23 protein-coding genes and 1 tRNA gene are annotated in these 21,041 nt (G+C 68.9%); 11 read left to right on the top strand and 13 right to left on the bottom strand.

Going from position 1 to position 21,041, the window contains the following annotated elements; genetic code table 11:
• The first annotated feature begins 151 nt into the window (after positions 1–151).
• From livH to WJ35_RS27205, 5 genes are all read left to right on the top strand, one after another.
• Positions 152–1,078 carry a high-affinity branched-chain amino acid ABC transporter permease LivH gene (gene livH, locus WJ35_RS27225; protein WP_010089870.1) on the top strand — a complete coding sequence of 309 codons (927 nt, stop codon included), beginning with the start codon at positions 152–154 and terminating at the stop codon, positions 1,076–1,078.
• Between the two features lie 11 nt (positions 1,079–1,089).
• Positions 1,090–2,361, top strand: a complete 1,272-nt coding sequence (locus tag WJ35_RS27220; RefSeq protein ID WP_059919711.1) for a high-affinity branched-chain amino acid ABC transporter permease LivM — start codon at positions 1,090–1,092, stop codon at positions 2,359–2,361.
• Positions 2,358–3,125 carry a high-affinity branched-chain amino acid ABC transporter ATP-binding protein LivG gene (livG, locus tag WJ35_RS27215; RefSeq protein WP_042588433.1) on the top strand — a complete coding sequence of 256 codons (768 nt, stop codon included), beginning with the start codon at positions 2,358–2,360 and terminating at the stop codon, positions 3,123–3,125. Before WJ35_RS27220 ends, livG begins: the two co-directional genes overlap by 4 nt.
• On the top strand, positions 3,125–3,826 hold the full coding sequence (locus WJ35_RS27210; RefSeq protein WP_010089867.1) for an ABC transporter ATP-binding protein: 702 nt from the start codon (positions 3,125–3,127) through the stop codon (positions 3,824–3,826). The genes livG and WJ35_RS27210 overlap by 1 nt, the downstream gene beginning before the upstream one ends.
• 91 nt (positions 3,827–3,917) lie before the next feature.
• On the top strand, positions 3,918–4,268 hold the full coding sequence (locus tag WJ35_RS27205) for a VOC family protein (protein ID WP_069240425.1): 351 nt from the start codon (positions 3,918–3,920) through the stop codon (positions 4,266–4,268).
• A gap of 31 nt (positions 4,269–4,299) precedes the next feature.
• On the opposite strand, the gene WJ35_RS27200 is transcribed toward WJ35_RS27205, so the two are convergent.
• The 3 genes from WJ35_RS27200 to WJ35_RS27190 form a co-directional block, all read right to left on the bottom strand.
• A complete protein-coding gene (locus WJ35_RS27200; protein ID WP_011880720.1) occupies positions 4,300–4,707 on the bottom strand; it encodes a DUF2000 domain-containing protein in 408 nt (135 codons plus the stop codon).
• A 44-nt stretch (positions 4,708–4,751) separates the two neighbouring features.
• On the bottom strand, positions 4,752–5,615 hold the full coding sequence (locus tag WJ35_RS27195; RefSeq protein ID WP_011880719.1) for an AraC family transcriptional regulator: 864 nt from the start codon (positions 5,613–5,615) through the stop codon (positions 4,752–4,754).
• An 85-nt stretch (positions 5,616–5,700) separates the two neighbouring features.
• Positions 5,701–7,002 carry an aspartate aminotransferase family protein gene (locus WJ35_RS27190; protein WP_034195474.1) on the bottom strand — a complete coding sequence of 434 codons (1,302 nt, stop codon included), beginning with the start codon at positions 7,000–7,002 and terminating at the stop codon, positions 5,701–5,703.
• Between the two features lie 76 nt (positions 7,003–7,078).
• Between WJ35_RS27190 and WJ35_RS27185 the strand changes: the two genes are divergently transcribed.
• Positions 7,079–7,963 (top strand): LysR family transcriptional regulator, encoded by an 885-nt coding sequence (locus WJ35_RS27185; protein ID WP_175658061.1) that lies wholly within the window; start codon positions 7,079–7,081, stop codon positions 7,961–7,963.
• Between the two features lie 530 nt (positions 7,964–8,493).
• Positions 8,494–9,783, top strand: coding sequence for a right-handed parallel beta-helix repeat-containing protein (locus tag WJ35_RS27180; protein ID WP_059568722.1), 1,290 nt, complete (start codon positions 8,494–8,496; stop codon positions 9,781–9,783).
• 251 nt (positions 9,784–10,034) lie between these two features.
• Here WJ35_RS27180 and WJ35_RS27175 read toward each other — a convergent pair whose 3' ends face one another.
• Entirely contained in the window at positions 10,035–10,622 is a 588-nt protein-coding gene (locus WJ35_RS27175) for a response regulator transcription factor (protein ID WP_230459757.1), read from the bottom strand.
• Here WJ35_RS27175 and WJ35_RS31660 point away from each other — a divergent pair.
• The gene (locus tag WJ35_RS31660) at positions 10,545–11,255 is read left to right on the top strand and encodes a hypothetical protein (RefSeq protein ID WP_230459765.1); all 711 of its coding nucleotides are present in this window, start codon (positions 10,545–10,547) and stop codon (positions 11,253–11,255) included. The genes WJ35_RS27175 and WJ35_RS31660 overlap by 78 nt on opposite strands.
• A 40-nt stretch (positions 11,256–11,295) precedes the next feature.
• Here the strand turns inward: WJ35_RS31660 and WJ35_RS27165 are convergent, their stop codons facing one another.
• The gene (locus WJ35_RS27165) at positions 11,296–13,107 is read right to left on the bottom strand and encodes a hybrid sensor histidine kinase/response regulator (RefSeq protein WP_011880714.1); all 1,812 of its coding nucleotides are present in this window, start codon (positions 13,105–13,107) and stop codon (positions 11,296–11,298) included.
• Between the two features lie 379 nt (positions 13,108–13,486).
• Positions 13,487–13,571, bottom strand: a tRNA-Leu gene (locus WJ35_RS27160).
• 147 nt (positions 13,572–13,718) lie between these two features.
• Between WJ35_RS27160 and WJ35_RS27155 the strand changes: the two genes are divergently transcribed.
• A complete protein-coding gene (locus WJ35_RS27155) occupies positions 13,719–15,044 on the top strand; it encodes a leucine-rich repeat-containing protein kinase family protein (protein WP_069240424.1) in 1,326 nt (441 codons plus the stop codon).
• 38 nt (positions 15,045–15,082) lie between these two features.
• On the opposite strand, the gene WJ35_RS27150 is transcribed toward WJ35_RS27155, so the two are convergent.
• The 7 genes from WJ35_RS27150 to WJ35_RS27125 form a co-directional block, all read right to left on the bottom strand.
• Positions 15,083–15,712 carry a LysE family translocator gene (locus WJ35_RS27150; RefSeq protein WP_069240423.1) on the bottom strand — a complete coding sequence of 210 codons (630 nt, stop codon included), beginning with the start codon at positions 15,710–15,712 and terminating at the stop codon, positions 15,083–15,085.
• An 86-nt stretch (positions 15,713–15,798) separates the two neighbouring features.
• On the bottom strand, positions 15,799–15,975 hold the full coding sequence (locus WJ35_RS31955; RefSeq protein WP_011880711.1) for a hypothetical protein: 177 nt from the start codon (positions 15,973–15,975) through the stop codon (positions 15,799–15,801).
• Positions 15,976–16,005: 30 nt separating this feature from the next.
• Complete coding sequence (locus WJ35_RS27145) at positions 16,006–16,452, bottom strand: copper chaperone PCu(A)C (protein WP_011880710.1); 447 nt, start codon at positions 16,450–16,452, stop codon at positions 16,006–16,008.
• A 52-nt stretch (positions 16,453–16,504) separates the two neighbouring features.
• Positions 16,505–16,870, bottom strand: a complete 366-nt coding sequence (copC, locus tag WJ35_RS27140) for a copper homeostasis periplasmic binding protein CopC (protein WP_011880709.1) — start codon at positions 16,868–16,870, stop codon at positions 16,505–16,507.
• A gap of 217 nt (positions 16,871–17,087) precedes the next feature.
• The gene (locus WJ35_RS27135; protein ID WP_034195468.1) at positions 17,088–17,465 is read right to left on the bottom strand and encodes a DUF2946 domain-containing protein; all 378 of its coding nucleotides are present in this window, start codon (positions 17,463–17,465) and stop codon (positions 17,088–17,090) included.
• A gap of 94 nt (positions 17,466–17,559) precedes the next feature.
• Positions 17,560–17,862, bottom strand: a complete 303-nt coding sequence (locus WJ35_RS27130; RefSeq protein WP_069240422.1) for a 2Fe-2S iron-sulfur cluster-binding protein — start codon at positions 17,860–17,862, stop codon at positions 17,560–17,562.
• 98 nt (positions 17,863–17,960) lie between these two features.
• Complete coding sequence (locus tag WJ35_RS27125) at positions 17,961–19,853, bottom strand: sigma-54-dependent Fis family transcriptional regulator (protein WP_069240421.1); 1,893 nt, start codon at positions 19,851–19,853, stop codon at positions 17,961–17,963.
• A gap of 244 nt (positions 19,854–20,097) precedes the next feature.
• Here WJ35_RS27125 and WJ35_RS27120 point away from each other — a divergent pair, with 244 nt between their 5' ends.
• Together WJ35_RS27120 and WJ35_RS27115 are read left to right on the top strand one after the other, a co-directional pair.
• Positions 20,098–20,325: a DUF2964 family protein gene (locus tag WJ35_RS27120; protein WP_080434816.1), complete on the top strand. Its 228-nt coding sequence runs from the start codon at positions 20,098–20,100 to the stop codon at positions 20,323–20,325.
• 243 nt (positions 20,326–20,568) lie between these two features.
• On the top strand, positions 20,569–20,856 hold the full coding sequence (locus tag WJ35_RS27115) for a DUF1488 domain-containing protein (protein ID WP_045563807.1): 288 nt from the start codon (positions 20,569–20,571) through the stop codon (positions 20,854–20,856).
• Positions 20,857–21,041: the final 185 nt, after the last annotated feature.

Below are 21,041 nucleotides of genomic sequence, written 5' to 3'. Positions count from 1 at the left end.
ACCCGCCCCGCTCGAAACCCGCGCGGGGCGGGTGCGTATTTGGCCGCGCGAACGGCCATCGGGCGGCTCGTGACGACACCGTGCGTTGCCCGCAGCCCCGCCGAGATCCGGCGGCGGCGCCCGGCGCGGCGCTACCGGGAGCTTCCCGCACATGACTGATTTCTTTCCGCAATTCGCCCAGCAGCTGGTCAACGGCCTGACGCTGGGCGCGATCTATGCGCTGATCGCCATCGGCTACTCGATGGTCTACGGCATCATCGGCATGATCAACTTCGCCCACGGCGAGATCTACATGATCGGCGCGTACGTGGGCCTCGTGACCCTCACGGCGATCGGCGTGTCCGCCGGCTATCCGCTGCCGCTCGTGCTCGGCGCGGCGCTGATCGTGTCGGTGCTCGTCACCGGGCTGTACGGCTTCGCGGTCGAGCGCGTCGCGTACCGGCCGCTGCGCGGCGGCCCGCGCCTCGTGCCGCTGATCTCCGCGATCGGCATGTCGATCTTTCTGCAGAACTACGTGCAGATCGGCCAGGGCGCGCGCGACGTGTCCGTGCCCGTGCTGATCTCCGGCGCGTTCGACATCCATCTCGGCGGCGACTTCGACGTCACGGTGCCGTATGCGCGCCTCTTGATCGTCTGCGTGACGATCGCGCTGATGATCGCGCTCACGCTGTTCATCTCGCACTCGCGGATGGGCCGTGCATGCCGCGCGTGCGCCGAGGACATGAAGATGGCGAACCTGCTCGGCATCGACACGAACCGCGTGATCTCGTTCACGTTCGTGCTCGGCGCGATGCTCGCAGCCGTCGGCGGCGTGCTGATCGGCCTGACGATCGGCAAGCTGAACCCGTACATCGGCTTCGTCGCGGGCATCAAGGCGTTCACCGCCGCGGTGCTCGGCGGCATCGGCAGCATTCCGGGCGCGATGCTCGGCGGCGTGCTGCTCGGCCTCGCCGAAACCTTCGCGGCGGGCTACATGCCGGCCGAGTACAAGGACGTCGTCGCGTTCGGCCTGCTCGTGCTGATCCTGCTCTTCCGCCCGACCGGCCTGCTCGGCAAGTCGGACATCGAAAAGGTTTGAGGGAGGCGCAGATGAGTCAAGTCATTTCCGTCCGCCGGCCGGCTGCCGGCGCATCGTTCGGCGACACGCTGAAGAACGCCGCGGCCGCTGCGCTGCTGACGGCGATCCTCACGGTGCCCGTGCTCGGCCTGCAACTGAAGCTCGACGGCTACCAGGTCGTGCTCGAGCCGCACTGGCGCCCCGTGTGGATCGCGGTCGCGGCCGTGTTCCTGTTCCAGCTGTTCAAGCCGTGGCTCACGCGCGCGAAAGCCGCGGTGACGCTGCCGGCGCTGCCCGCGATGGGCGCGCGGCAGCAGCGCGCGATCGTCTGGGCGCTGCTCGCGGTCGGGCTCGTGTGGCCGTTCTTCGGGTCGCGCGGCGCGGTCGACGTCGCGACGCTCGCGCTGATCTACGTGATCCTCGGCCTCGGGCTGAACATCGTGGTCGGCTTCGCGGGCCTGCTCGACCTCGGCTACGTCGGCTTCTACGCGGTCGGCGGCTATACGTACGCGATGCTCAACCAGTACTTCGGGCTCACGTTCTGGGAGTGCCTGCCGCTCGCCGCGATCGCGTCGGCGACGTTCGGCTTCCTGCTCGGCTTCCCGGTGCTGCGGCTGCGCGGCGACTATCTCGCGATCGTCACGCTCGGCTTCGGCGAGATCATCCGCCTGCTCGCGAACAACCTGACGAGCCTCACCGGCGGCCCGGACGGCATCTCCGGCATTCCGAAGCCGACCGTGTTCGGCTTCGAGATGGCGCGCAGCGCGAGCGTCGAAGGCGCGAAGACCTTCCACGAGCTGATCGGCCTCGAGTACAGCGGCGAGCACATGGTGATCTTCCTGTACCTGCTCGCGCTGCTGCTGGTCGGCTTCACGCTGTTCGTGACGAGCCGCCTGATCCGCATGCCGATGGGCCGCGCGTGGGAAGCGCTGCGCGACGACGAGATCGCGTGCCGTTCGCTGGGCCTGAACCCGACGCGCATCAAGCTGTCGGCATTCACGCTCGGCGCGGCGTTCGCGGGCATCGGCGGCGCGTTCTTCGCGGCGCGCCAGGGCCTCGTGAACCCGGAATCGTTCACCTTCATCGAGTCGGCGCTGATCCTCGCGATCGTCGTGCTCGGAGGGATGGGCTCGCAGCTCGGCGTGATCCTCGCGGCGATCCTGCTGACCGTGCTGCCGGAAGTCGCGCGCGGCTTTGCCGAGTACCGGATGCTGATCTTCGGCCTGGTGATGGTGTTGATGATGATGTGGCGTCCGCAGGGCCTGTTGCCCGCGAGCCGTCCGCACGTGGAGCTGCCGCAATGAATGCAGAACTGTTGAAGGTCGCCGGGCTGCAGATGCGCTTCGGCGGGCTGCTCGCCGTCGACGGCATCGATTTCGACGTGCGCCGCGACGAGGTGTTCGCGATCATCGGGCCGAACGGTGCGGGCAAGACCACCGTGTTCAACTGCGTCGGCGGGTTCTACAAGCCGACCGGGGGCAACGTCGTGCTCGACGGTCATCCGATTGCCGGGCTCGCGAGCCACCAGATCGCGGTGAAAGGCCTCGTGCGGACGTTCCAGAACATCCGCCTGTTCAAGTCGCTGACGGTCGTCGAGAACCTGCTCGTCGCGCAGCACCGCAAGGTGAAGTCGGGCCTGCTGCACGGCCTGTTCGCGACGCCGGCCTACCGGCGCGCGGAGAAGGAAGCGCTCGAACGTGCGGCCGTGTGGCTCGAGCGGATGAACCTGACGTCGGTCGCCAACCGGCCGGCGGGCACGCTGTCGTACGGCCACCAGCGCCGGCTCGAGATCGCGCGCTGCATGATCACCGAGCCGCGCCTCTTGATGCTCGACGAGCCGGCGGCCGGCCTCAACCCGCAGGAGAAGATCGAGCTGCAGCACCTGATCGACCGGCTGCGCCGCGAGTTCGGCGTCGCGGTGCTGCTGATCGAGCACGACATGAGCCTCGTGATGGGCGTGTCGGACCGCATTCTCGTGATGGAGCACGGCCGGCCGATCGTGATCGGCACGCCGGAGGCGGTCCGCAATGATCCGCGCGTGATCAAGGCGTATCTGGGGGAAGAGTGATGCTGAAGCTGGAACAGGTCCATACGCACTACGGCGCGGTCGAGGCGCTCGCGGGCGTGTCGATCGAAGTGAACAAGGGCGAGATCGTCACGCTGATCGGCAGCAACGGCGCCGGCAAGACGACGCTGATGATGACCGTGTGCGGCACGCCGCGCGCGTCGTCGGGCCGCGTGCTGTTCGAGGGCAAGGACATCACCGGGATGTCGACGCACCAGATCATGCGGCAGGGGATGGCGATCTCGCCGGAAGGGCGGCGCGTGTTCCCGAGCCTCACGGTGCTCGAGAACCTGAAGATGGGCGGGTTCTTCGCGAGCCGCGACGAGATCGACGCGGGCGTCGAGCACGTGTACCGCCTCTTTCCGCGCCTGAAGGAGCGTTCGTCGCAGCGCGCGGGCACGATGTCGGGCGGCGAGCAGCAGATGCTCGCGATCGGCCGCGCGCTGATGAGCAAGCCGCGCCTGCTGCTGCTCGACGAGCCGACGCTCGGCCTCGCGCCGCTCGTGATCGCGCAGATCTTCGACATCATCCGGATGATCCGCGACGAGGGCGTGACGGTGTTCCTCGTCGAGCAGAACGCGAACAAGGCGCTGCACGTTGCCGATCGCGGGTACGTGCTGGAGACGGGGCGGGTCGTGCTCGCGGATACCGGCGCGAACCTGCTCGCGAACGACCGGATCAAGCAGGCTTATCTGGGCGGCTGAGTGCACCGCGCGCCGCCGGCCTGCAACGGGCCGGCGGCTTGCGGCGCGCGGTGCCGCTGCCGCTCGTTCACACGTACCGAGGAGGAAACCGATGAAGGTCAAACGGATCGTCGCCAATATCGACACGCAGTCGATCGACGACGCAAGGCGTTTCTACCAGCGGATATTCGGCCTCGACCTGCTGATGGACCACGGCTGGATCGCGACGTACGGCAATGCCGAGCAGATGAGCGTGCAGATCAGCTTTGCGTCGCAGGGCGGGGCGGGCACGCCGACGCCCGACTTGTCGATCGAGGTCGATGATCTCGACGAGGCGCTTGCGCGCGTTCGTGCGGCAGGCATTCCGGTCGAATACGGCCCGGCCGACGAGCCGTGGGGTGTTCGGCGGTTCTTCGTTCGCGATCCGTTCGGCAAGCTCGTCAACGTGCTCGTGCATCGCTGACCGGCTCGCGCGCCGCGCCGCACGGACACCTTCATGCGTGCAGCGAGAGCCCCTTCACGGCCTTGTCGACGGCCTTCTTCGGCCCGTGCAGCGCGAGGCCGACCAGATCCAGATTGGCGGCATCCTCGGCGCGAAACGCGTCGCGGTTGGCCGCGTCGTGCCCGGTCGAGAACATCGCGCGCACGTACGGCACGATCCTCAGCTCGCGCGACAGCGCCTGCCGATGCGCGGCCTGCAGCCCGTTCAGATCGGCCGCGAACACCAGCATCGGCTGGCCGAGCATGCGGCCGTAGCGATTGCCGGCCGCATCCTCGTATGGCTCGCCGAGCGCATCGGGTGCACCGGCCGCGACACCCGTCGCGAGAAACGCGACCACGTTGAGTTTCTGCCACGCCGCGAGATCGTCGCGCACGATCAATGCCACCTTCGTATCGAACATGAGTGCTCCTGGTTGAAGCGCTCATGATCGGACGCCGCGCGCGTTCAGTCTGGAACGTTTGTGCAGATCCGCCGATACGCGGCCGGCGTCATCCGGTACGCGCGGCGGAACCAGCGGCCGAGGTGGCTCTGGTCGGCGAAACCGACGTCCGCGGCGGCCTGCGCGGGCGTGCGGCCGGCCGCGAGCAGCCGCCGCGCGGCGCGCAGCCGCAGGCGCACCAGATACGCGTGCGGCGACGTGCCGTAGGCCCGCTGGAACAGCCGCGTGAGCCGGAAGCGATCGACGCCAGCGAGTTCGGCGAGTTCGTCGAGCCCCGGGTTGCCGTCCATTCGCATGTGCAGCAGCTCGCGCACGCGCGCGATCGCGGGCGGCACGTCGCGGCCGCCGACGCCGGTCGGCGACGACGCGCGCAGCTGGCCGCCGAGCCGCGTGAGCAGACGGTCGAGCGTCTGGTCGCGCGCGAGCTTGCCTTCGTTGCCGTGCAGCGCGACGAAGGCGTCGCGGATCGCCTCGACGAGCGCGCGATCGTCGACCAGCGTATGGCCGAACGCGGCTTCGACGCCGCTCAGGCCTGGAAGATCGATGCGGCGCGCCGCACGCTCGACCCATGCCTGCGGCAGGTACAGCATCGAATACGTGAAGCCGCCGGCTTCCGGCGCATGGCCGTCGTGCGTCGCACCGGGCTCGATCAGGATCGCGCGGCCCGGCACGCTGGTATGCAGCGACCGATGACACTGGAACCGCTGCACGCCCTGTTCGGTGAAGCCGATCAGCATGTCGTCGTGATCGTGCGGGTCGTATGCGTGGCCGCTGAAATGCGCGCGCAGGCTTTCGATCCCCGTTTCAGGATCGCGGCGCGCGACGAGCCAGTGCTCGTGCGTGCCGCCGTCATCCGCTGCGCGTCCCATCGCTCGCCTCGCTGCCCGTCGTTGCCCGGCGGATAGTGTACGCAGATCGCGGAGGGTCCGTGCGGCGCCGGCGCACGCGACGGCGTTACAGCGCGCGCGCGATCGCCTGTTCGAGCAGCGACAGCCCGAGATCGATTTCGGCTTCGCTGACCGTGAGCGGCGGCGCGATCCGGAACACGCCGCCCATCCCCGGCAGCTGCACGATGTTCATGCTGAGCCCGAGCTTCATGCATTCGCGCGTGATCTTCGCGCCGAGGCCATCGGCCGGCTCCTTCGTGCGGCGATCCTTGACGATCTCGACGCCGAGCAGCAACCCGCGTCCGCGCACGTCGCCGATGCATTCGAAGCGCTCCATCAGGTCGAGCAGCCCGCGCCGCAGCCGCTCGCCCATCAGGTTCGCGCGTTGCACGAGGCCGTCGCGCTGCACCACGTCGAGCACGCGCAGGCCGACCGCGGCCGGCAGCGGGTCCGACACGTGGGTCGTGTAGAACAGGTAGCCGAGCGCGTGCGCGCGCTCCTCGATCTGCGCGGACGTCACGACGGCCGCGAGCGGCAGCCCGGCGCCGAGCGTCTTCGACAGCGTCAGGATGTCGGGCGTCACGCCGTCGCGCTGGCACGCGAACATCGTGCCGGTGCGGCCCACGCCCGTCTGCGCTTCGTCGAGGATCAGCAGCATCCCGCGCTCGTCGCACTTGCGCTTGAGCGCCGCCATGTAGCCGTCCGGCAGCTCGATGATGCCGCCCGAGCTGAGGATCGGCTCCGCGATGAACGCGGCGAGATTGCCGCTGGACTGGCGATCGATCAGATCGAACGCGTAGTCGAGCTCGGCAAGGTAGTCGTACGCGCCGTTGCGCTCGAAGCGCGGCCGGTACGCGAACGGCGCCGGAATCGCGAACGAGCCCACGGCCGCCGGGCCGACGCCCCTGCGGCCCGCGCTGTAGGTGGCGGACGCCGCCGCGCCCGTCATCCCATGCCACGACTGCGCGAAGCCGACGATCTCGTACTTGCCGGTGACGAGCTTCGCCATCCGGATCGCCGCTTCGTTCGATTCCGCGCCGGTGCTCAGCAGCAGCGCGCGATCGAGGCCCGGCGGCGTGAGGTCGGCGAGGCGCGTCGCGAGCTCGACGACCGGCCGCGACAGCATCCCGCTGAACAGGTGATCGAGCTTGCCGGCGTATTCGGCGATGACCGCGACGATGTCCGGATGGCAGTGCCCGAGCACCGCGCTCATCTGGCCCGACGTGAAGTCGAGGATCGCGCGGCCGTCCGCGTCGTAGACGAAGCTGCCCTGCGCACGCTCGACGATGAGCGGCTCGAACGTGCCGCCGTAGCGGATCAGGTGATGCGTCGCGTTGTGCCAGAACGTTGCGTCGTCGTTTGCGGACATCGTTTTCTCCAGGCGAGGGGCAGGGAATGCTTGCAGTCTAGGCGCCGCTCTGTTTTGATGGAAACGAATAGTTCTTATGCAAGGTAGAAAAGGAGCTAATACCTTGGCACGTTCGCTCGACATCGATCTGCTGCGCTCGTTCGTCGTGATCGCCGAAGTGCGCTCGCTCAGCCGCGCGGCGGCGCGGGTCGGCCGCACGCAGTCCGCGCTCAGCCAGCAGATGCGGCGGCTCGAGGAGAGCGTCGACCAGCCGCTGTTCCAGCGCACCGGACGCGGCGTGGTGCTCACGCATCCCGGCGAGCGGCTGCTGCTGCATGCGCAGCGCATCCTGCGGCAGCACGACGAGGCGCTGGCCGATCTGTGCGGTACGGGTCTGTCGGGGACGATCCGCTTCGGGTGCCCGGACGATTACGCGCAGGTGTGGCTGCCGTCGCTGCTGCGGCAGTTCTCGAGCCATCATCCGCACGCGATCGTCGAGGTCGTGTGCGGGCCGACGCCGCGGCTGCTCGAACAGCTCGACAAGCGCGCCGTCGATCTCGCGATGATCTCGGTGCCCGACGAGGCGGCAACCGACGATTTCATCCGCCGCGAGCAGCTGGTGTGGATCGGCTATCCGGGGCTCGATACCGCGCAGTTCGAGCGGCTGCCGCTCGCGCTTTCCGATCCCGACACGCTCGATCACATCGCGGCGTGCGACGCGCTGGCGCGCGCCGGGCGCGATTACCGCGTCGCCTATGCGAGCAGCAGCCTCGCGGGGCTGATTGCGCTGGTGCGCTCCGGGCAGGCGATCGCGGTGATGACGCAAACGGCGGTGCCCGCCGACCTCGCGATCCTCGCCGCCGATCGCGGGCTGCCGCCGCTGCCGGCGGTGGGCATCACGCTGCGCTTCGACCGGAAGCGGCCGTCGCATCTGACGGCGGTGTTCGCCGAGCACATACGCGCGGTGTTGCCGCTGTTGTGACTCGCGGCGGATGACGTGGCGCATGCCGTTACGGTGCGTCGCAGCGCAACTCCCGTCAGAACCGATGATGCGCGTGCCCGCAGTGCGGCTTTCTGCATCGCGGGTCGTAAGTTCGGTCGCGTGCAGGCGCGCTGCTGCCCCGCGACCGTCTTACGACGTCGCGCGCCTTCTGTCGCATTTACACGCGTCGATCGCGAAATAGACTTCGAATCGAGCGACCCGATGCGCGGGTCGACAGGGCCGCCCACCATCCCGCGTCGCTCATGCAACGGCCTTCGCACGTCGTTCGACGGTAGCTGGCTACCGGGGACCGTCGACCATCGGGCCGCGTTCGGGGGGAGCGCGCCTGTTTCGGTGGAAGCGCGGGTGACGACGTCAAGCGATGCGCCACCCAACTGTTTTCGCACGAACCCGTTCCGTCCCGCTGGCCGACCTCGGTCGCGCCGGCTCGCCGTCGACCGCCGACCTCATCGGGCCGGATGCCGCCGCATCGGATGCCGCTGCGGGCGGATGGGCAACGAGGGGTCAGCATGAACAGGTCACTTCGGATCGTCAGTGCCGCGCTCGCCGCGCTGGCATGCAGCGCCGGCCATGCGCCGGTTCCGGTCCACGCGGCGACGCTCACGTATACCGCGCCGTCGCACGCGTTCCACCCATCCCGCGCATCGCGCGTGCGACCGGCCGCATCGGCTACGCTGCCGCCCGTGATCGTCAAGCCGGCCGTCGACGGCAGCGACCAGGCCGACGCGCTGCAGACGGCGCTCAATGCATTGCAGGCCGGGCAAACGCTGATACTTTCGCCGGGACGCTATACGGTCAGCCGGTCGCTGTCGGTTGCGATGTCGGGTGTCGTCGTGTCGGGCTACGGCGCGACGCTCGCGGCGACGAATCCGGCCGACCAGACGATCGTGATGAGCGGCGCCGATTCGACGCTGGTCGGCGTCACGCTGATCGGCGCCGGCACGACGCGCCTCGCGACACCGGCGTCGACCAAGGTCGAAGTGACCGGCACCGGCGTTCAGGTGCTCGGCGTGACGGTGCAGGGCGGCGCGAGCGCGGGCATCTTCGTGTTCGGCGGCCGCAACGTCGCGATCGTCGGCAATACGGTGCGCGCGACGCTTGCCGACGGCATCCACATGACCGACGGCGCAGCCAACGTGCTGGTGCAGGGCAACACGGTGACGGGCACCGGCGACGACCTGATCGCCGTCGTCAGCTATCTGTCCGACGGCCGCGTGAGCAACAACGTGCTGATCGACCACAACACCGTATCGGGAAACTACTGGGGGCGCGGAATCGCCGTCGTCGGCGGCCAGGCGGTGACGATCTCGAACAATACGGTCGACGGCGTGCAGAAGGCGGCCGGCATTCTGGTCGCGCAGGAGGACAGCTGGCGCACCTACGGCGTCTCGAACGTCGTCGTCGACAACAACGTCGTGTCGAACGTCCAGAACGCGAACGTCGACAACGGACTGTTGCCGACGCAACAGGGCGCACTCGAGCTCGATACGTGGTCGGGCACGGTGTCGTACGTCGTCGTCACGCGCAATCGCGTGACCGGGTCCGGCTACACCGGGTTCCGCGCGCTGGGGAACGTGTGCGCGTTCGAGGCGGCAAACAACGCGTTCGCGTCGATCGCGCAAGCGCCGGTGTCGTTGCTGTCGCGCGGCTGCCCGGCCGGCCGGATCGTCGTGGCCGGCAACACGCTCGACGGCGTTGCGCTGGTCGCGCCGGTCGGCGCATCGCCGTCGGGAACGATTCAGGCGACCGGCGCGGCGACGGCGACGATGCCGCAGGTGCGTACCAATCTGATGCGGTAGCCGCGCGGCGCAACGCCGTCACGCGGCGCCGCACGGACCGCAGGTTTCGGCATACGCGTGCATCATCGTCGCGACGTGCGGCCGAATCGCGTCGGTGCCGAATGTTGGCCTCGGCGCGCGCCGACAAGCACATCGCGCGTCAGGCCATCCGGCGCGGGTGTGCCGGCAAATCCGGCCGCCGCATCGGGGCGTACATGGTGCGATCGGATCTCGCGGCGCTTGTCGCGCGTGCGCGAGCTGCCCATCCCGGCTCACAGCAGCCCGGCCTTGCGCGCGGCCGCTGCCGCCTGGGTACGGTTCAGCACATTGAGCGCCTTGAAGATCGCCGTGACGTGCGCCTTGACCGTCTTCTCGGACAGATTGAGGCGATCCGCGATCACCTTGTTGGGCACGCCTTCTGCAACGTATCGCAGCACCTCGATCTGGCGCTGCGTGAGCGGCCCGGCGCTGCGCGTCGCCGGCGCAGGACGCGGGCTGCCCGGTGCGGCCGACGACGAATCGTCGAGCATCAGCGGCGGCACGTAGCGCTCGCCGTCGAGCACCATCCTGATCGCCGACAGCACCGTATGCGGCCCCGCCGATTTCGGCACGTAGCCGAGCGCGCCGCGCGCGAAGGCGGCCCGCACGTCGGCCGCATCCTCGGACGTGGACAGCACGATGATCTGCAGTTGCGGGCACTTGCCGGCAAACGCGGAGATCGCATCGAGGCCGTTCATTCCCGGCAGCTTCAGGTCGAGCACGATCGCGTCGAAATCGGCGGATTGATCGAGCATCCGCATCGCATCGTCGGCGTTGCCGGCTTGCGCGACCGTTACGTCTTCGCCGTTTTGACGCAGCAATGCGGCTACGCCGTCGCGCAGAATCGGATGATCGTCGACGATGAGAATCTTCATGAGAATCCGCGATGCCGAAGGGAGGAAAAGCTGCCGGTTGAACGAGGCCCGAGGTTGCGTGCAAGGCCCGGATGGCTGGTCGTGGTCGCGTTCCGCCGTGCGATCTTACAGGCAATCGTGCGCGTGCAACGCGCCTGTTTCGGCGACGTCGATCGTTGCGGCGACATCGTATTTACATTGCCGCATGAATCGCCGCGACTGACTCGCGCCGGTAACCAATCCCCGGCGATCGTCGCTGCGTGGTGGCGTCCCGGTGCAGGCCAAATTCGATGCGCCGACAACCAAACAGAATCGCGGCAATGGCCGGATCGCCGGATGGGCGGACCGCCGGATTGCGCGGATTCGAACTGCAATTTGGCGCGGATGCCGAGGATTCGTGATTCGGGTGACGCAGTGTGGGAGTCGAACGTGTCGTACTTGTGGTTGTCGCTGCAACGACTGCTGGCGGATTGCGCGACCGCGACGTTCCGGCTCGGCATGACGGGCGACCCGGCCGATGCGAATGCATCGCTGTCGATGACGCTGAGGATCGAGAGGAGCGAACTCGCGTCGTTCGATCGATCTGCGTGCCGCGCCTGAGTGTGCCCGGCGTCATCGATGCGACGGCGCGCGGTTCGGCTCACTCCGGTTCGCCGCTCCGCGCGCGCACGCCGGCCGCGATCAGGTTGCCGATCGCCGCGCGCAGCTTGCCGTTCGGGATCGGCTTGTGCAGCAGCAGGCAATGGCTCGCATGGGCTTCGGCGAGGCGGTCGGCGGCCGTGTCGCCGCTGATCAGCAGCGCGGGGATGTCGTCGTTGTATTCGCTGCGCAGCCGCTCGATCACCGTCAGCCCGTTTTCGGCGCCGCGCAGGCGGAAGTCGCAGACGAGCAGGTCGGGGCGGCGCGCGCATGCCGACAAGCGTTCGATCGCAGCGTCGCCGCTGTCCGAGACGATCGTTTCATAGCCCCACAGTTCGAGCAGTCTGGCCATGCCGTCGCGGATCGCGAGCTCGTCGTCCACGACGACGACGAGCCCCGAGTGATGCGACACGTCGTCGGCGGGTTCGGCCGATGCGTCGGCTTGCGCAGCAGCGTGATCGCAGCGGCTCACCCACACTTCGAAGCACGATCCGCGGCCGGGCGCCGAGCGCACCTTCAGCTCGCATTCGAGCAGGTCGGCCAGCCGTCGCACGATCGCGAGCCCTAGCCCGAGGCCGTTTGCGCGGTCGCGCTCCGGGTTGCCGACCTGGTAATACTCCTGGAACACCAGCTCGAGCTGGTCGGCGGCGATCCCGCGTCCGGTGTCCCATACCTGGATCGCGACGCGTGCGCCGCGTCGTCGGCAGCCGACCACGATCCGGCCGGCATCCGTGTAGCGCACCGCGTTGGACACGAGGTTGCGCACGATGCGCTCGAGCAGCACCGGATCGGTATCGACGATCGCGCGGCACGGGACGCGCGTCAGCGTCAGGTTTTTCGCCGCCGCGTCGAGCATGTGATCGGTGCATGCGTGTTCGAGCACCGCGTCGACGTGCACCGGCCTGCGATGCACGTCCACCACGCCGGCATCGAGCCGCGACACGTCGAGCAGCGCGCCGAACAGCGAGTCGAGCGCATCGGTCGAACGCTCGATCTGCACGAGTATCTGCGCCCGCTCCGCGTCGGTCTTCGTGCCGCGCAACGCGCCGACCAGCAGGCTCAGCGCGTGGGACGGCTGACGAAGATCGTGGCTCGCGGCGGCGAGAAAGCGCGATTTGGCGAGATTGGCTTCTTCGGCGATCTGCTTCTGGCGCAGCAGGTCGTCCGCGAGCCGCTTCGCGGTCCGGTTGCGCGCGCGCAGATCGCGGGCGAGCTGTTCCGCACGAAAGCGCAGGCGAATGTTCTGCGCCGCGCTTCGGTTGGCGAGCAGGCCGAGATAGGCAATCACGCAGACGAACAGGAACATCATCGGCGCCGTCGCCTGCTGCACGCGATTGTCGGACAGCGCGGCGGCGACGACGTATGGGACGGTGGCCGGCAACAGGAACGCGAGGAACGCCGGAAGATACGTGCCGAAGACCGGCACGGCGCCGGCCACTACCCCGAGCGTGGCGGTGACCGCGAGGCTCTCGACCTCGAACCCGCGTCCCTTCGCCAGTTCGATCGACGACCACCCCCAGCCGATCCCGGCCGCCGTGCTGCAGGCGACGAATCCTGCCGCCCAGCGCGATCTGCGCGTGTCGCGGTTGGCCGAGCGGTGGTAGCGCCACGCGAGGCACGCGTGCGCCGTCGAGCACGCGACGATGTACGACAGCCACGCGGCGCCGGCCAGCGGATCGACGCGCCCGAGGCGCTCCAGCGAAACGACGAGTGTCGCGGCCAGCAGCGTTCCGCCGCACACGCTCAGGGTCACGATGCCGTAGACGAGCTTCAGTTGTTCGGCGGCGATCGGGCTTTCCGGATGCATCGTCATCCAACGGGCTCCCCGAGGTACGAACGCAATTGCAGCAGGCGGCGCACGTCGGTCCTGCTGGGCCGGCATGTCGACGCTGGGTTGGTCGATCGTCGGCAAGGATCGCGCCGATGGACGGTCAAGTATCGCCATGTCGGATCATGGCGTCCATCGGTCGATCGTCCGTTTTGTGGCGCCGAGCGGAACGGCGTGGGGAGGGGAGCATCGCTCGCCGGGGAGCCGAGCGGGATCGGCCAACGATGTCGTGGCATGCTCGCTGCCGTCGATTGCTGCGGCCGAGCGATCCGCGCGTTGTGCGCGCCCAATAAAAAAACCGCGAAGCGTTGCGCTGTCGCGGTTTCTTTCCTATGCCCGAAACACGGTCGATGAAAACCGTATCTGGTGCCGACGGCGAGACTCGAACTCGCACAGCTTTCGCCACTACCCCCTCAAGATAGCGTGTCTACCAATTTCACCACGTCGGCACTTCGGTACTGCAAGGGGCGCAATTCTAGCGTCACATTGCGCGTTTGTGAAGGGGGTATGACGCGATTGCGCCGGCGGCGTGCGCGATCCCGGTAAAATCCGTCGGTCCGCCCGGCCCAACATCGCATCCGTACCCGCTTCTTCCCGTGACGACCACCCTCGAACGACTTCAATCCGGCCAGTTGTCCGGCGCCCGAGAACTCAAGCTCGCCTGCGGCCTGACCGAATTCCCCCGTGAGATCTTCGATCTGGCCGACACGCTGGAAACCCTCGACCTGACCGGCAACGCGCTGTCGACGCTGCCGGACGACCTGCCGCGCCTCAGCAGACTGCGCATCCTGTTCGCGTCGGACAACCGCTTCACCGAATTGCCCGAAGTACTCGGCGCATGCCCGCAGTTGAGCATGATCGGCTTCAAGGCGAACCGCATCCGCACGGTTCCCGGCGATTCGCTTCCGCCCCTGCTTCGCTGGCTGATCCTGACCGACAACGAAGTCGACACGCTGCCCGCGGAAATCGGCAACTGCGCCCATCTGCAGAAACTGATGCTCGCCGGCAACCGCCTGCGCACGCTGCCGGCCGAATTGGCGGCGTGCCGTGCGCTCGAGCTGGTGCGTCTGTCCGCGAACCGGCTCGACGCGCTGCCGGACTGGCTGTTGCGCCTGCCGCGCCTTTCTTGGCTCGCGGCCGCCGGCAATCCGCTCGGCGCGGGCCCGGAGGCCGCCGCGTCTGCCGAGCCCGGCGTGGCCGAGATCGATTGGGCGTCGCTCGCATGCGAACACCGGCTCGGCGAAGGCGCGTCCGGCGTGATCTACCGCGCGCAGTGGCGTGCGGAGGGCCGCGCGACGCGCGCGGTCGCGGTGAAGCTGTTCAAGGGCGCGATGACGAGCGACGGGCTGCCGGACTGCGAGATGGCGGCCTGCATCCACGCCGGCCAGCACCCGAACCTGATCCCGGTGATCGGCAAGCTGCGCGGTCATCCGGACGGCGCGCACGGCCTCGTGATGGAGCTGGTCGATCCGGCGCTGACGAATCTCGCCGGGCCGCCGAGCTTCGCATCGTGTACGCGCGACGTCTATGCGGCCGATGCGCGCTTCGCGCCGGCCGACGCAGCGCGGCTCGCACACGGCATCGCGTCGGTCGCCGCGCATCTGCATGAGCGCGGCATCCTGCATGGCGATCTGTACGCGCACAACATCCTGCACGACGGGGCAGGCGGCGCGCTGCTCGGCGATTTCGGCGCGGCGTCGCTCTACGACGTGAACGACCGCGTGCGCGCGGCGCGGTTCGAGCGGCTGGAAGTCCGCGCGTTCGGTTACTTGCTGCGCGAGTTGCTGGAGCGATGCGAGCCGCGTGCCTGGGCCGCCGCGCAAGCCCTCGGCGCGCTGGCCGCTGCGTGCGTGAACGACGAGGTCGACGCGCGGCCGTCGTTCGAGCAGATCGTCGCCGCGCTGGCTGCAACGATGGACTGACGGTGTCGTGCGCGCGGTGCCCGCGCGGGCGTTCGCGCTTAAGCTTGCCGCGCCGTCAGCAGCTTGATCCCGAGCGCGACGAACAGCAGCCCGCTCGCGCGCTTGGCCGCGCGCAGCCACGGGCTGACGCCGAAGCCGCGATGAAGCCGGCGCACGCCGAACGAATAGAGGCTGTGCACGACGATGACGGTGCATGCGATCGTCGCGTACATCGCGACGAACTGCATCGCGAGCGGCTGATCGTGCGAGATGAACTGCGGCATGAACGCGGACAGGAAGATCATCGTCTTCGGATTGCTGCCCGACACGAACAGCGCTTCACGGAACAGCTTGCTGCGATCCGGTTCGACGCTTGTCGCGCCGCTGTCCGGCGCGCGCCGGTGGCGATCGCCGCGCAGTTGCCGGATGCCGATGAAGATCAGGTACGCGGCGCCGACGACTTTCATCGCGACGAACAGCGGCGGCATCGCGGCCAGCACCGCGCCCACGCCGAGCGCGACCAGCCCGACCACCGCGCCCTGCGCGACGAGATTGCCGGCGATCGTGGCTGCCGTGCCGCGCGAGCCGTAGCGCACCGTATTGCGGATCACCAGCAGCACGTTGGGGCCGGGCGACAGCGTGGTCGCGAGATAGGCGGCGGCAAACAACATCCAGGTCTGAACGGACATGCGGCGCTCCGGAAGGCGGGGTCTGCGGTCGGGGTGAATCGCTGCATGATGCCACGGCTGCGCGCGGCTCACCCCGGCGCATCGCGTCAACGCGTGTCGCGCACGCAGGATGCGACGATCGACGCAGGCGAATCGATCGCGGCCGGCCGCGTGATCCACGCGACCCACGCCGCCCATAAACCGCAGACGATCAGCACGGCGAGATTCAGCGGCGTCCGGTAGCGGACGATCCGGTCGGCGAGCGTCGGGCGTTGGTGGCTCATGTTGGTCTCCTTCGGGCGGGAAATAGGGCGTTACTGGCCGGTGTACGACGGCGCCTTCGCGTCGCAGGTCACGGACACCGTCGAGCCGTCGGCGAAGTGCAGCGCGAGCGGCACCTTCGCACCGGGCGCGACCGGCTTGCGCGCGTCCTCGAGCATCACGTGATAGCTCTTCGGCTTGAACGTGACCGTGCCGTGCGCGGGCACCTCGACCGCGTCGACGTGGACCATCTTCGCGGAGCTGCCGGCCGTCAGCGTTTCGTGGATCATCGCCATCCCGTATGCGGGCGTGTCGATGCCGGTGAGCGTGGCCGGCTTGTCGCCGTCGTTCTTCAGCGTGAAGTAGCCGGACGACGGGACCGTCGCCGGCATCGTGCGGATCCAGCAGCCATCGGCCTGGACGGCCGACGCGGCGAAGGTGGCGGGCGCCTGCAGCGCGAGCAGGGCGAACAGCAGGCTGGCGGGAATCGAGCGTTTCATCGAGTGCATTCCTTGTCGGGTATCGGAAGTTGCCGTGCGGGCATCGTCGGCGTCACTTCACCGTGAACGTGTAGCGGCCCTGCGTGCGATGGCCGTCGCTTGCCACCGCGACCCACGCGACCGTGTACGTGCCGGCCGCGAGGCTTGCGAGGGCGACGTGCATGCGCTTGCGGTTGCCGGCGTCGACCGTCGATTTCCCGTCGGCGACCGACTGGCCGTGGCTGTCGGTGACCACGATCGAGCTGAATGCGGGTTCGAGCGTTTCGCTGAAGTCGATCGCGACCTCGTGCGGCGCGCTCGCCAGCGTGGCATCGGCGGCGGGGTCGAGGGTTTTCGGGTGTGCGTGCGCATGAGCAGCCTGCGCGATGACGAAGCCGGCGACGACGAGTGCGCCGCGAACGAACGAAGTGATTTTCATGTTGGTTGATCCGATCGGAGATGACGAGGAGAACGATGCGTTCGACGCGTCGCCGCGCGCGTTCGCACGCGCGCATGCCGCAAGCGGGCGTGCGCGCACGGCGCGATGCCGCGGGCAGGCAATACGGTCGAACAGGAACGTTTTGGCGCCGCGCGCGACGAGGCGCGCGCAGGCGGACGGCGCGATGCGCCAACGCATCACGCGCGGTGACGGTGCTTCAGGCGGCGGACGGTGGCGCGCGCGGTTGCGCGACGGTGAGCGGCAGCGCGCGCGGCAGGCTCTCGAAGCGGGTCGCTTCGCGGTGCCGCAGCGGCGCAAGATTGGCCGCGAACGTCAGTTCGGGCGCGGGCAGGGCCGGCGTATGCGCGAGCAGGCTGCAATAGCCGCATGCCTGCAGATGGGCCTGCAGGCTCTTCGACGACGCAGCGTCGCCGTGGTCGGCATCGCTCGGCCCGGCCGTGCAGTAACCGGCGAGCAGCGCGTCGACGCGGTGTTGCGTCGTCAGCGCCTGTGAGATCGTCGGCGCGAGCGTCGTCATCAGGATGGCGAGCATCCCGATCAGACTGACGATCTTGCGGAGACGACGACTCAGCATGCGATGCGCGGCGGCATATGGAGGAAGGCGATGCTGCGGATTATGCCACGCAGCCGCCGCGGCGGCGGGCGCGGCACACGGCCGCGCGCCGCGCTCATTCGATCATTTGGGCGTCGGGTACGTCGATCACGACGTCCGACGTCGCGACCGCGACGCACGGCAGCGTGTAGCCGTCGGCCTTCTCTTCGCGGCTCAGCCCGGGCCACTCGATCGTGTAGCGCACGCTGCCGCTGACGATCCTGCACAGACACGTCCGGCATGTGCCGTTGCGGCACGAGCGGGGCAGCGACACGTTCGCGAACGCGGCCGCTTCGAGCAGCGTCAGCGCGTCGGGCGCGTCGAAGCTCACGCCAAGCGGTTCGACGCGGACGAGGGGAGGACGTTCGGAATCGGTCATGGTGAAGGCGGGCGGCAGGCGGCGGCAATGCGATGCGAGCGCCCAAGCATACCCGAAGCCGCGCGCGGCCGGCGCCGTGCAGGCCGCCGGCCGCGATCTCAGTGCCGGCGCAGATGCCGGTACACGGTATTGCGCGCGAGCCCGAGCTCGCGCGCGGTCGCCGACACGTTGCCGCGGTGGCGCGCGAGCACCGCGTCGATCACCGCCGCCTGGTGGCTCTGCAACGTCGTTGCCGCGCGCGTGCCGGCCGGCGCGGGCGAGCTCGCCGGCGCGTCTTCGCAATCGAGCCAGAAGTCGTCCGGCAAATGCACGAGCGCGATTTCCGCTTCGTCGTCGGCGAGCATGCCCGCGGTGCGCAGCACGTTGGTCATCTGCCGCAGGTTGCCCGGCCAGCGATGGCGCGTGAACGCGTCGAGCACGTCGGGCGCGATCCGGCGCGGCATCGGTTCGCTGCGCGCGAGCCGCGCGAGAATCCGCTCGACGAGCGCAGGCAGGTCGGTGCGCGTCGCGAGCGGCGGCAGCGTCACCGCGAGCCCGTTGATCCGGTAGAACAGGTCCTCGCGGAACGTGCCGTCGGCGATCATCGCGCGCAGGTCGCGGTGCGTCGCGCACACCACGCGCACGTCGACCGGCACCGCGCGCGCGCCGCCGAGCGGCATGACCGCGCGTTCCTGCAGCACGCGCATCAGCCGCACCTGCTGCGCAAGCGGCATGTCGCCGATTTCGTCGAGGAACAGCGTGCCGCCGTCGGCCTGGGCGATCTTGCCGGGGCTGCCGCGCTTGCGCGCGCCGGTGAACGCGCCGTCCTCGTAGCCGAACAGCTCGGCCTCGATCAGCGAATCGGGCAGCGCCGCGCAGTTCACCGCGACGAACGGGCCGTCCGCGCGCGGCGACGCATGGTGCAGCGCGCGGGCGAGCCACTCCTTGCCGGTGCCGGTTTGGCCGAGGATCAGGAGCGGCAGGTCGCGCCCGCGGATCTTCGCGACCCGTTCGAGCACCGCGGCCATGCGCGCGTCGCCGGTGTCGAGCGTCGCGAACGTGATCGCGTCGGGATCGGTCGCGGGGGCGCGTGCGACGGACGGCGCGGCTGGCGTGACGGCGACGGCCGTTTTCTGCGCGTCGGCGAATTCGCAGCGCGCGAGCACGCGCACGCCGCTCGCCAGCGTCAGCCGGAACGTCGCGCCCGGCGCGCGGGCGGCCTGCTGCGCGAGCAGGCCGAACGACAGGCCGAACAGCGCATCGCAACCCTGGTGCTGCAGCGCGTCGAGCGGCGCGCCGAGCTGGAATTGCGCGCTGCGGTTCGCGGCGATCAGCCCGCCGTCGGGCCCGAGCGCGACCAGCCCGGCGAACAGCGAGTCGACGCATTCCTCGTGCGCGTGAAAGCGCACGCGCAGCGCCTCCACGCACTGGTTCGCAAACAGCTGGTTCTCGATCAGCTGCGCGGACATGCGCACGAGCGCCAGCGTGTGCGAGCTGAAGCCGCGCGGGTCGCCGCTCACGTCGAGCGCGCCGAGCGTGCGCCCGAACGGATCGACGATCGGCGCGCACGAGCAGGTGAGGATGCGGTTCGCACGCAGGAAATGTTCGGCGCCGTGCACCGCGAGCGCCTGGCCCGACGCGAGCGCGGTGCCGATCGCATTGGTGCCGCGCGCACCTTCGGCCCACGACACGCCCGGGCACAGTGCGACGCGGTTGGCTTTCTCGATGAAGTCCGCGTCGCCGATGCTGTGCAGGATCACGCCGTCCGGATCGGTCAGCAGCACGAGGCTTTGCGTGTCGGCGATCTGCGCGTGCAGGTTTTCCATCACCGGGCGCGCGTGCGTGTAGAGCGAGTGATGGGTCGAGATCAGTTCGCGCAGCGCGACGCGCGACAGCGGCGAGAAATCGGGGAGGTCGCTCGTGCGCAGGCCGACCGCGGTCGAGCGGACGTGCGCTTGCGCAAGCAGGTCGGTGCGGCCCGTGGTGGCGGGCAGCACGGAAGATTGAGGCATGACGTGTCTCCAGTGACCGGAGCGGGCGCGGTGGCGCGCTCCGATCTCATGCTGATCTGCCGCCGCCGGCGGGGTGCGTTCCCCGCTCGCGCGACGTCCGGCGCAGGCCGGTCACGCAGGAACGCTCCATCATACAAGCGCCGCGCGAGATGCGCGACTGCGGGCAAATTCTGCTTGTTTTTAAGCGGGCGCATGCAATCATGAAATTGGATCACGCCGCGCTTTGTTCCGCAATGCAGCATGCATGCGCCGCGACATGCATCCGTTCGGGAGACGCATCATGGTTCGGACGGAACTGAGGGTCATTCTGGCGGCCATCGCCACCTTCGTGATGCTGGGCGGCATCGGTGTGGCGATCCATGGCCTGCTCTTTGATATCCAGGACGCGCTGCTCTTCGGCGCGGCGGCGATCGGGCTGGGCGTCGCGACGACCGCGGTCGCGCTCAACGTGTGGCCGAAAGATCCCCATTGATGCCGGACCTGATTCGGCTCGCCCGGCGTTGGATTGGCCAGACGAAAGCCGCGGCGGAACGCCGCGCGCGCAAAATTTGCCTCCTGCGCCAAACCGTCTAAAGTGAATGCAACCGGCATGCATTGTCCGCGCCAAACGCCGCGGCCCGTGTCGTTGCCGGCCAGCCCGCGAACATTTCGTCCGGCCGGTAGCGGACGACGTACGCGGTCACTCATTTTCTACCGGACGGTCGAGGCGGCTCCCATGCAGATCCATTTCCCGAACGAGGCGCCCGAGTATTCGGGACGCGAACTGATGCTTGCGTTTCCGGCGTTGGTCAATGGCGAGCGCGTCCAATGCCACATCACCGCGGAGGCGCTGGAAGACCACTTCGGCGCGGCATCCCCGCGTTTCGAGGACATGGTCGGCGCGTTCGACATGCACCGCGACCGCATCGAGGCTGCGGCCCGGCGTCTGCTGTCGGAAACGCGCGCGCAATGCGTGACGCTGCGCAGCGGCTACGTGCGCTTCTACGAGGCGAACGGGCGCTGAACGCCGAGCGCGTGTCGAGCGGGCGCCGCTGAGCGCAGCGGGCCCGGCCGTCGGCGAGTCCGCGCGCGCCGCCCGGGCGCGCCGGTGGCTTGCCGTCGCCGTCTCGCGTCCACCCGATGCCCGCGCACCAGTGAAAACGCCACCCGGCAGGTGGCGTTTTTCGTTATGCGGCGGGTTGCGCGACG

Origin of the sequence: Burkholderia ubonensis (genome assembly GCF_001718695.1) — a bacterium.
In the GTDB taxonomy this organism is placed as follows: Bacteria; Pseudomonadota; Gammaproteobacteria; order Burkholderiales; family Burkholderiaceae; genus Burkholderia; species Burkholderia ubonensis_B.
Note: the sequence above shows the minus strand (reverse complement) of the source record. Positions and strands in the feature narration are given on the sequence as shown.

Coding starts and splice junctions, on each gene's coding strand:
- livH (WP_010089870.1), top strand. CDS start 152: ATGACTGATTTCTTTCCGCAATTCGCCCAGCAGCTGGTCAACGGCCTG.
- WJ35_RS27220 (WP_059919711.1), top strand. CDS start 1,090: ATGAGTCAAGTCATTTCCGTCCGCCGGCCGGCTGCCGGCGCATCGTTC.
- livG (WP_042588433.1), top strand. CDS start 2,358: ATGAATGCAGAACTGTTGAAGGTCGCCGGGCTGCAGATGCGCTTCGGC.
- WJ35_RS27210 (WP_010089867.1), top strand. CDS start 3,125: ATGCTGAAGCTGGAACAGGTCCATACGCACTACGGCGCGGTCGAGGCG.
- WJ35_RS27205 (WP_069240425.1), top strand. CDS start 3,918: ATGAAGGTCAAACGGATCGTCGCCAATATCGACACGCAGTCGATCGAC.
- WJ35_RS27200 (WP_011880720.1), bottom strand. CDS start 4,707: ATGTTCGATACGAAGGTGGCATTGATCGTGCGCGACGATCTCGCGGCG.
- WJ35_RS27195 (WP_011880719.1), bottom strand. CDS start 5,615: ATGGGACGCGCAGCGGATGACGGCGGCACGCACGAGCACTGGCTCGTC.
- WJ35_RS27190 (WP_034195474.1), bottom strand. CDS start 7,002: ATGTCCGCAAACGACGACGCAACGTTCTGGCACAACGCGACGCATCAC.
- WJ35_RS27185 (WP_175658061.1), top strand. CDS start 7,079: ATGCAAGGTAGAAAAGGAGCTAATACCTTGGCACGTTCGCTCGACATC.
- WJ35_RS27180 (WP_059568722.1), top strand. CDS start 8,494: ATGAACAGGTCACTTCGGATCGTCAGTGCCGCGCTCGCCGCGCTGGCA.
- WJ35_RS27165 (WP_011880714.1), bottom strand. CDS start 13,107: ATGACGATGCATCCGGAAAGCCCGATCGCCGCCGAACAACTGAAGCTC.
- WJ35_RS27150 (WP_069240423.1), bottom strand. CDS start 15,712: ATGTCCGTTCAGACCTGGATGTTGTTTGCCGCCGCCTATCTCGCGACC.
- WJ35_RS31955 (WP_011880711.1), bottom strand. CDS start 15,975: ATGAGCCACCAACGCCCGACGCTCGCCGACCGGATCGTCCGCTACCGG.
- WJ35_RS27145 (WP_011880710.1), bottom strand. CDS start 16,452: ATGAAACGCTCGATTCCCGCCAGCCTGCTGTTCGCCCTGCTCGCGCTG.
- copC (WP_011880709.1), bottom strand. CDS start 16,870: ATGAAAATCACTTCGTTCGTTCGCGGCGCACTCGTCGTCGCCGGCTTC.
- WJ35_RS27135 (WP_034195468.1), bottom strand. CDS start 17,465: ATGCTGAGTCGTCGTCTCCGCAAGATCGTCAGTCTGATCGGGATGCTC.
- WJ35_RS27130 (WP_069240422.1), bottom strand. CDS start 17,862: ATGACCGATTCCGAACGTCCTCCCCTCGTCCGCGTCGAACCGCTTGGC.
- WJ35_RS27125 (WP_069240421.1), bottom strand. CDS start 19,853: ATGCCTCAATCTTCCGTGCTGCCCGCCACCACGGGCCGCACCGACCTG.
- WJ35_RS27120 (WP_080434816.1), top strand. CDS start 20,098: ATGCGCCGCGACATGCATCCGTTCGGGAGACGCATCATGGTTCGGACG.
- WJ35_RS27115 (WP_045563807.1), top strand. CDS start 20,569: ATGCAGATCCATTTCCCGAACGAGGCGCCCGAGTATTCGGGACGCGAA.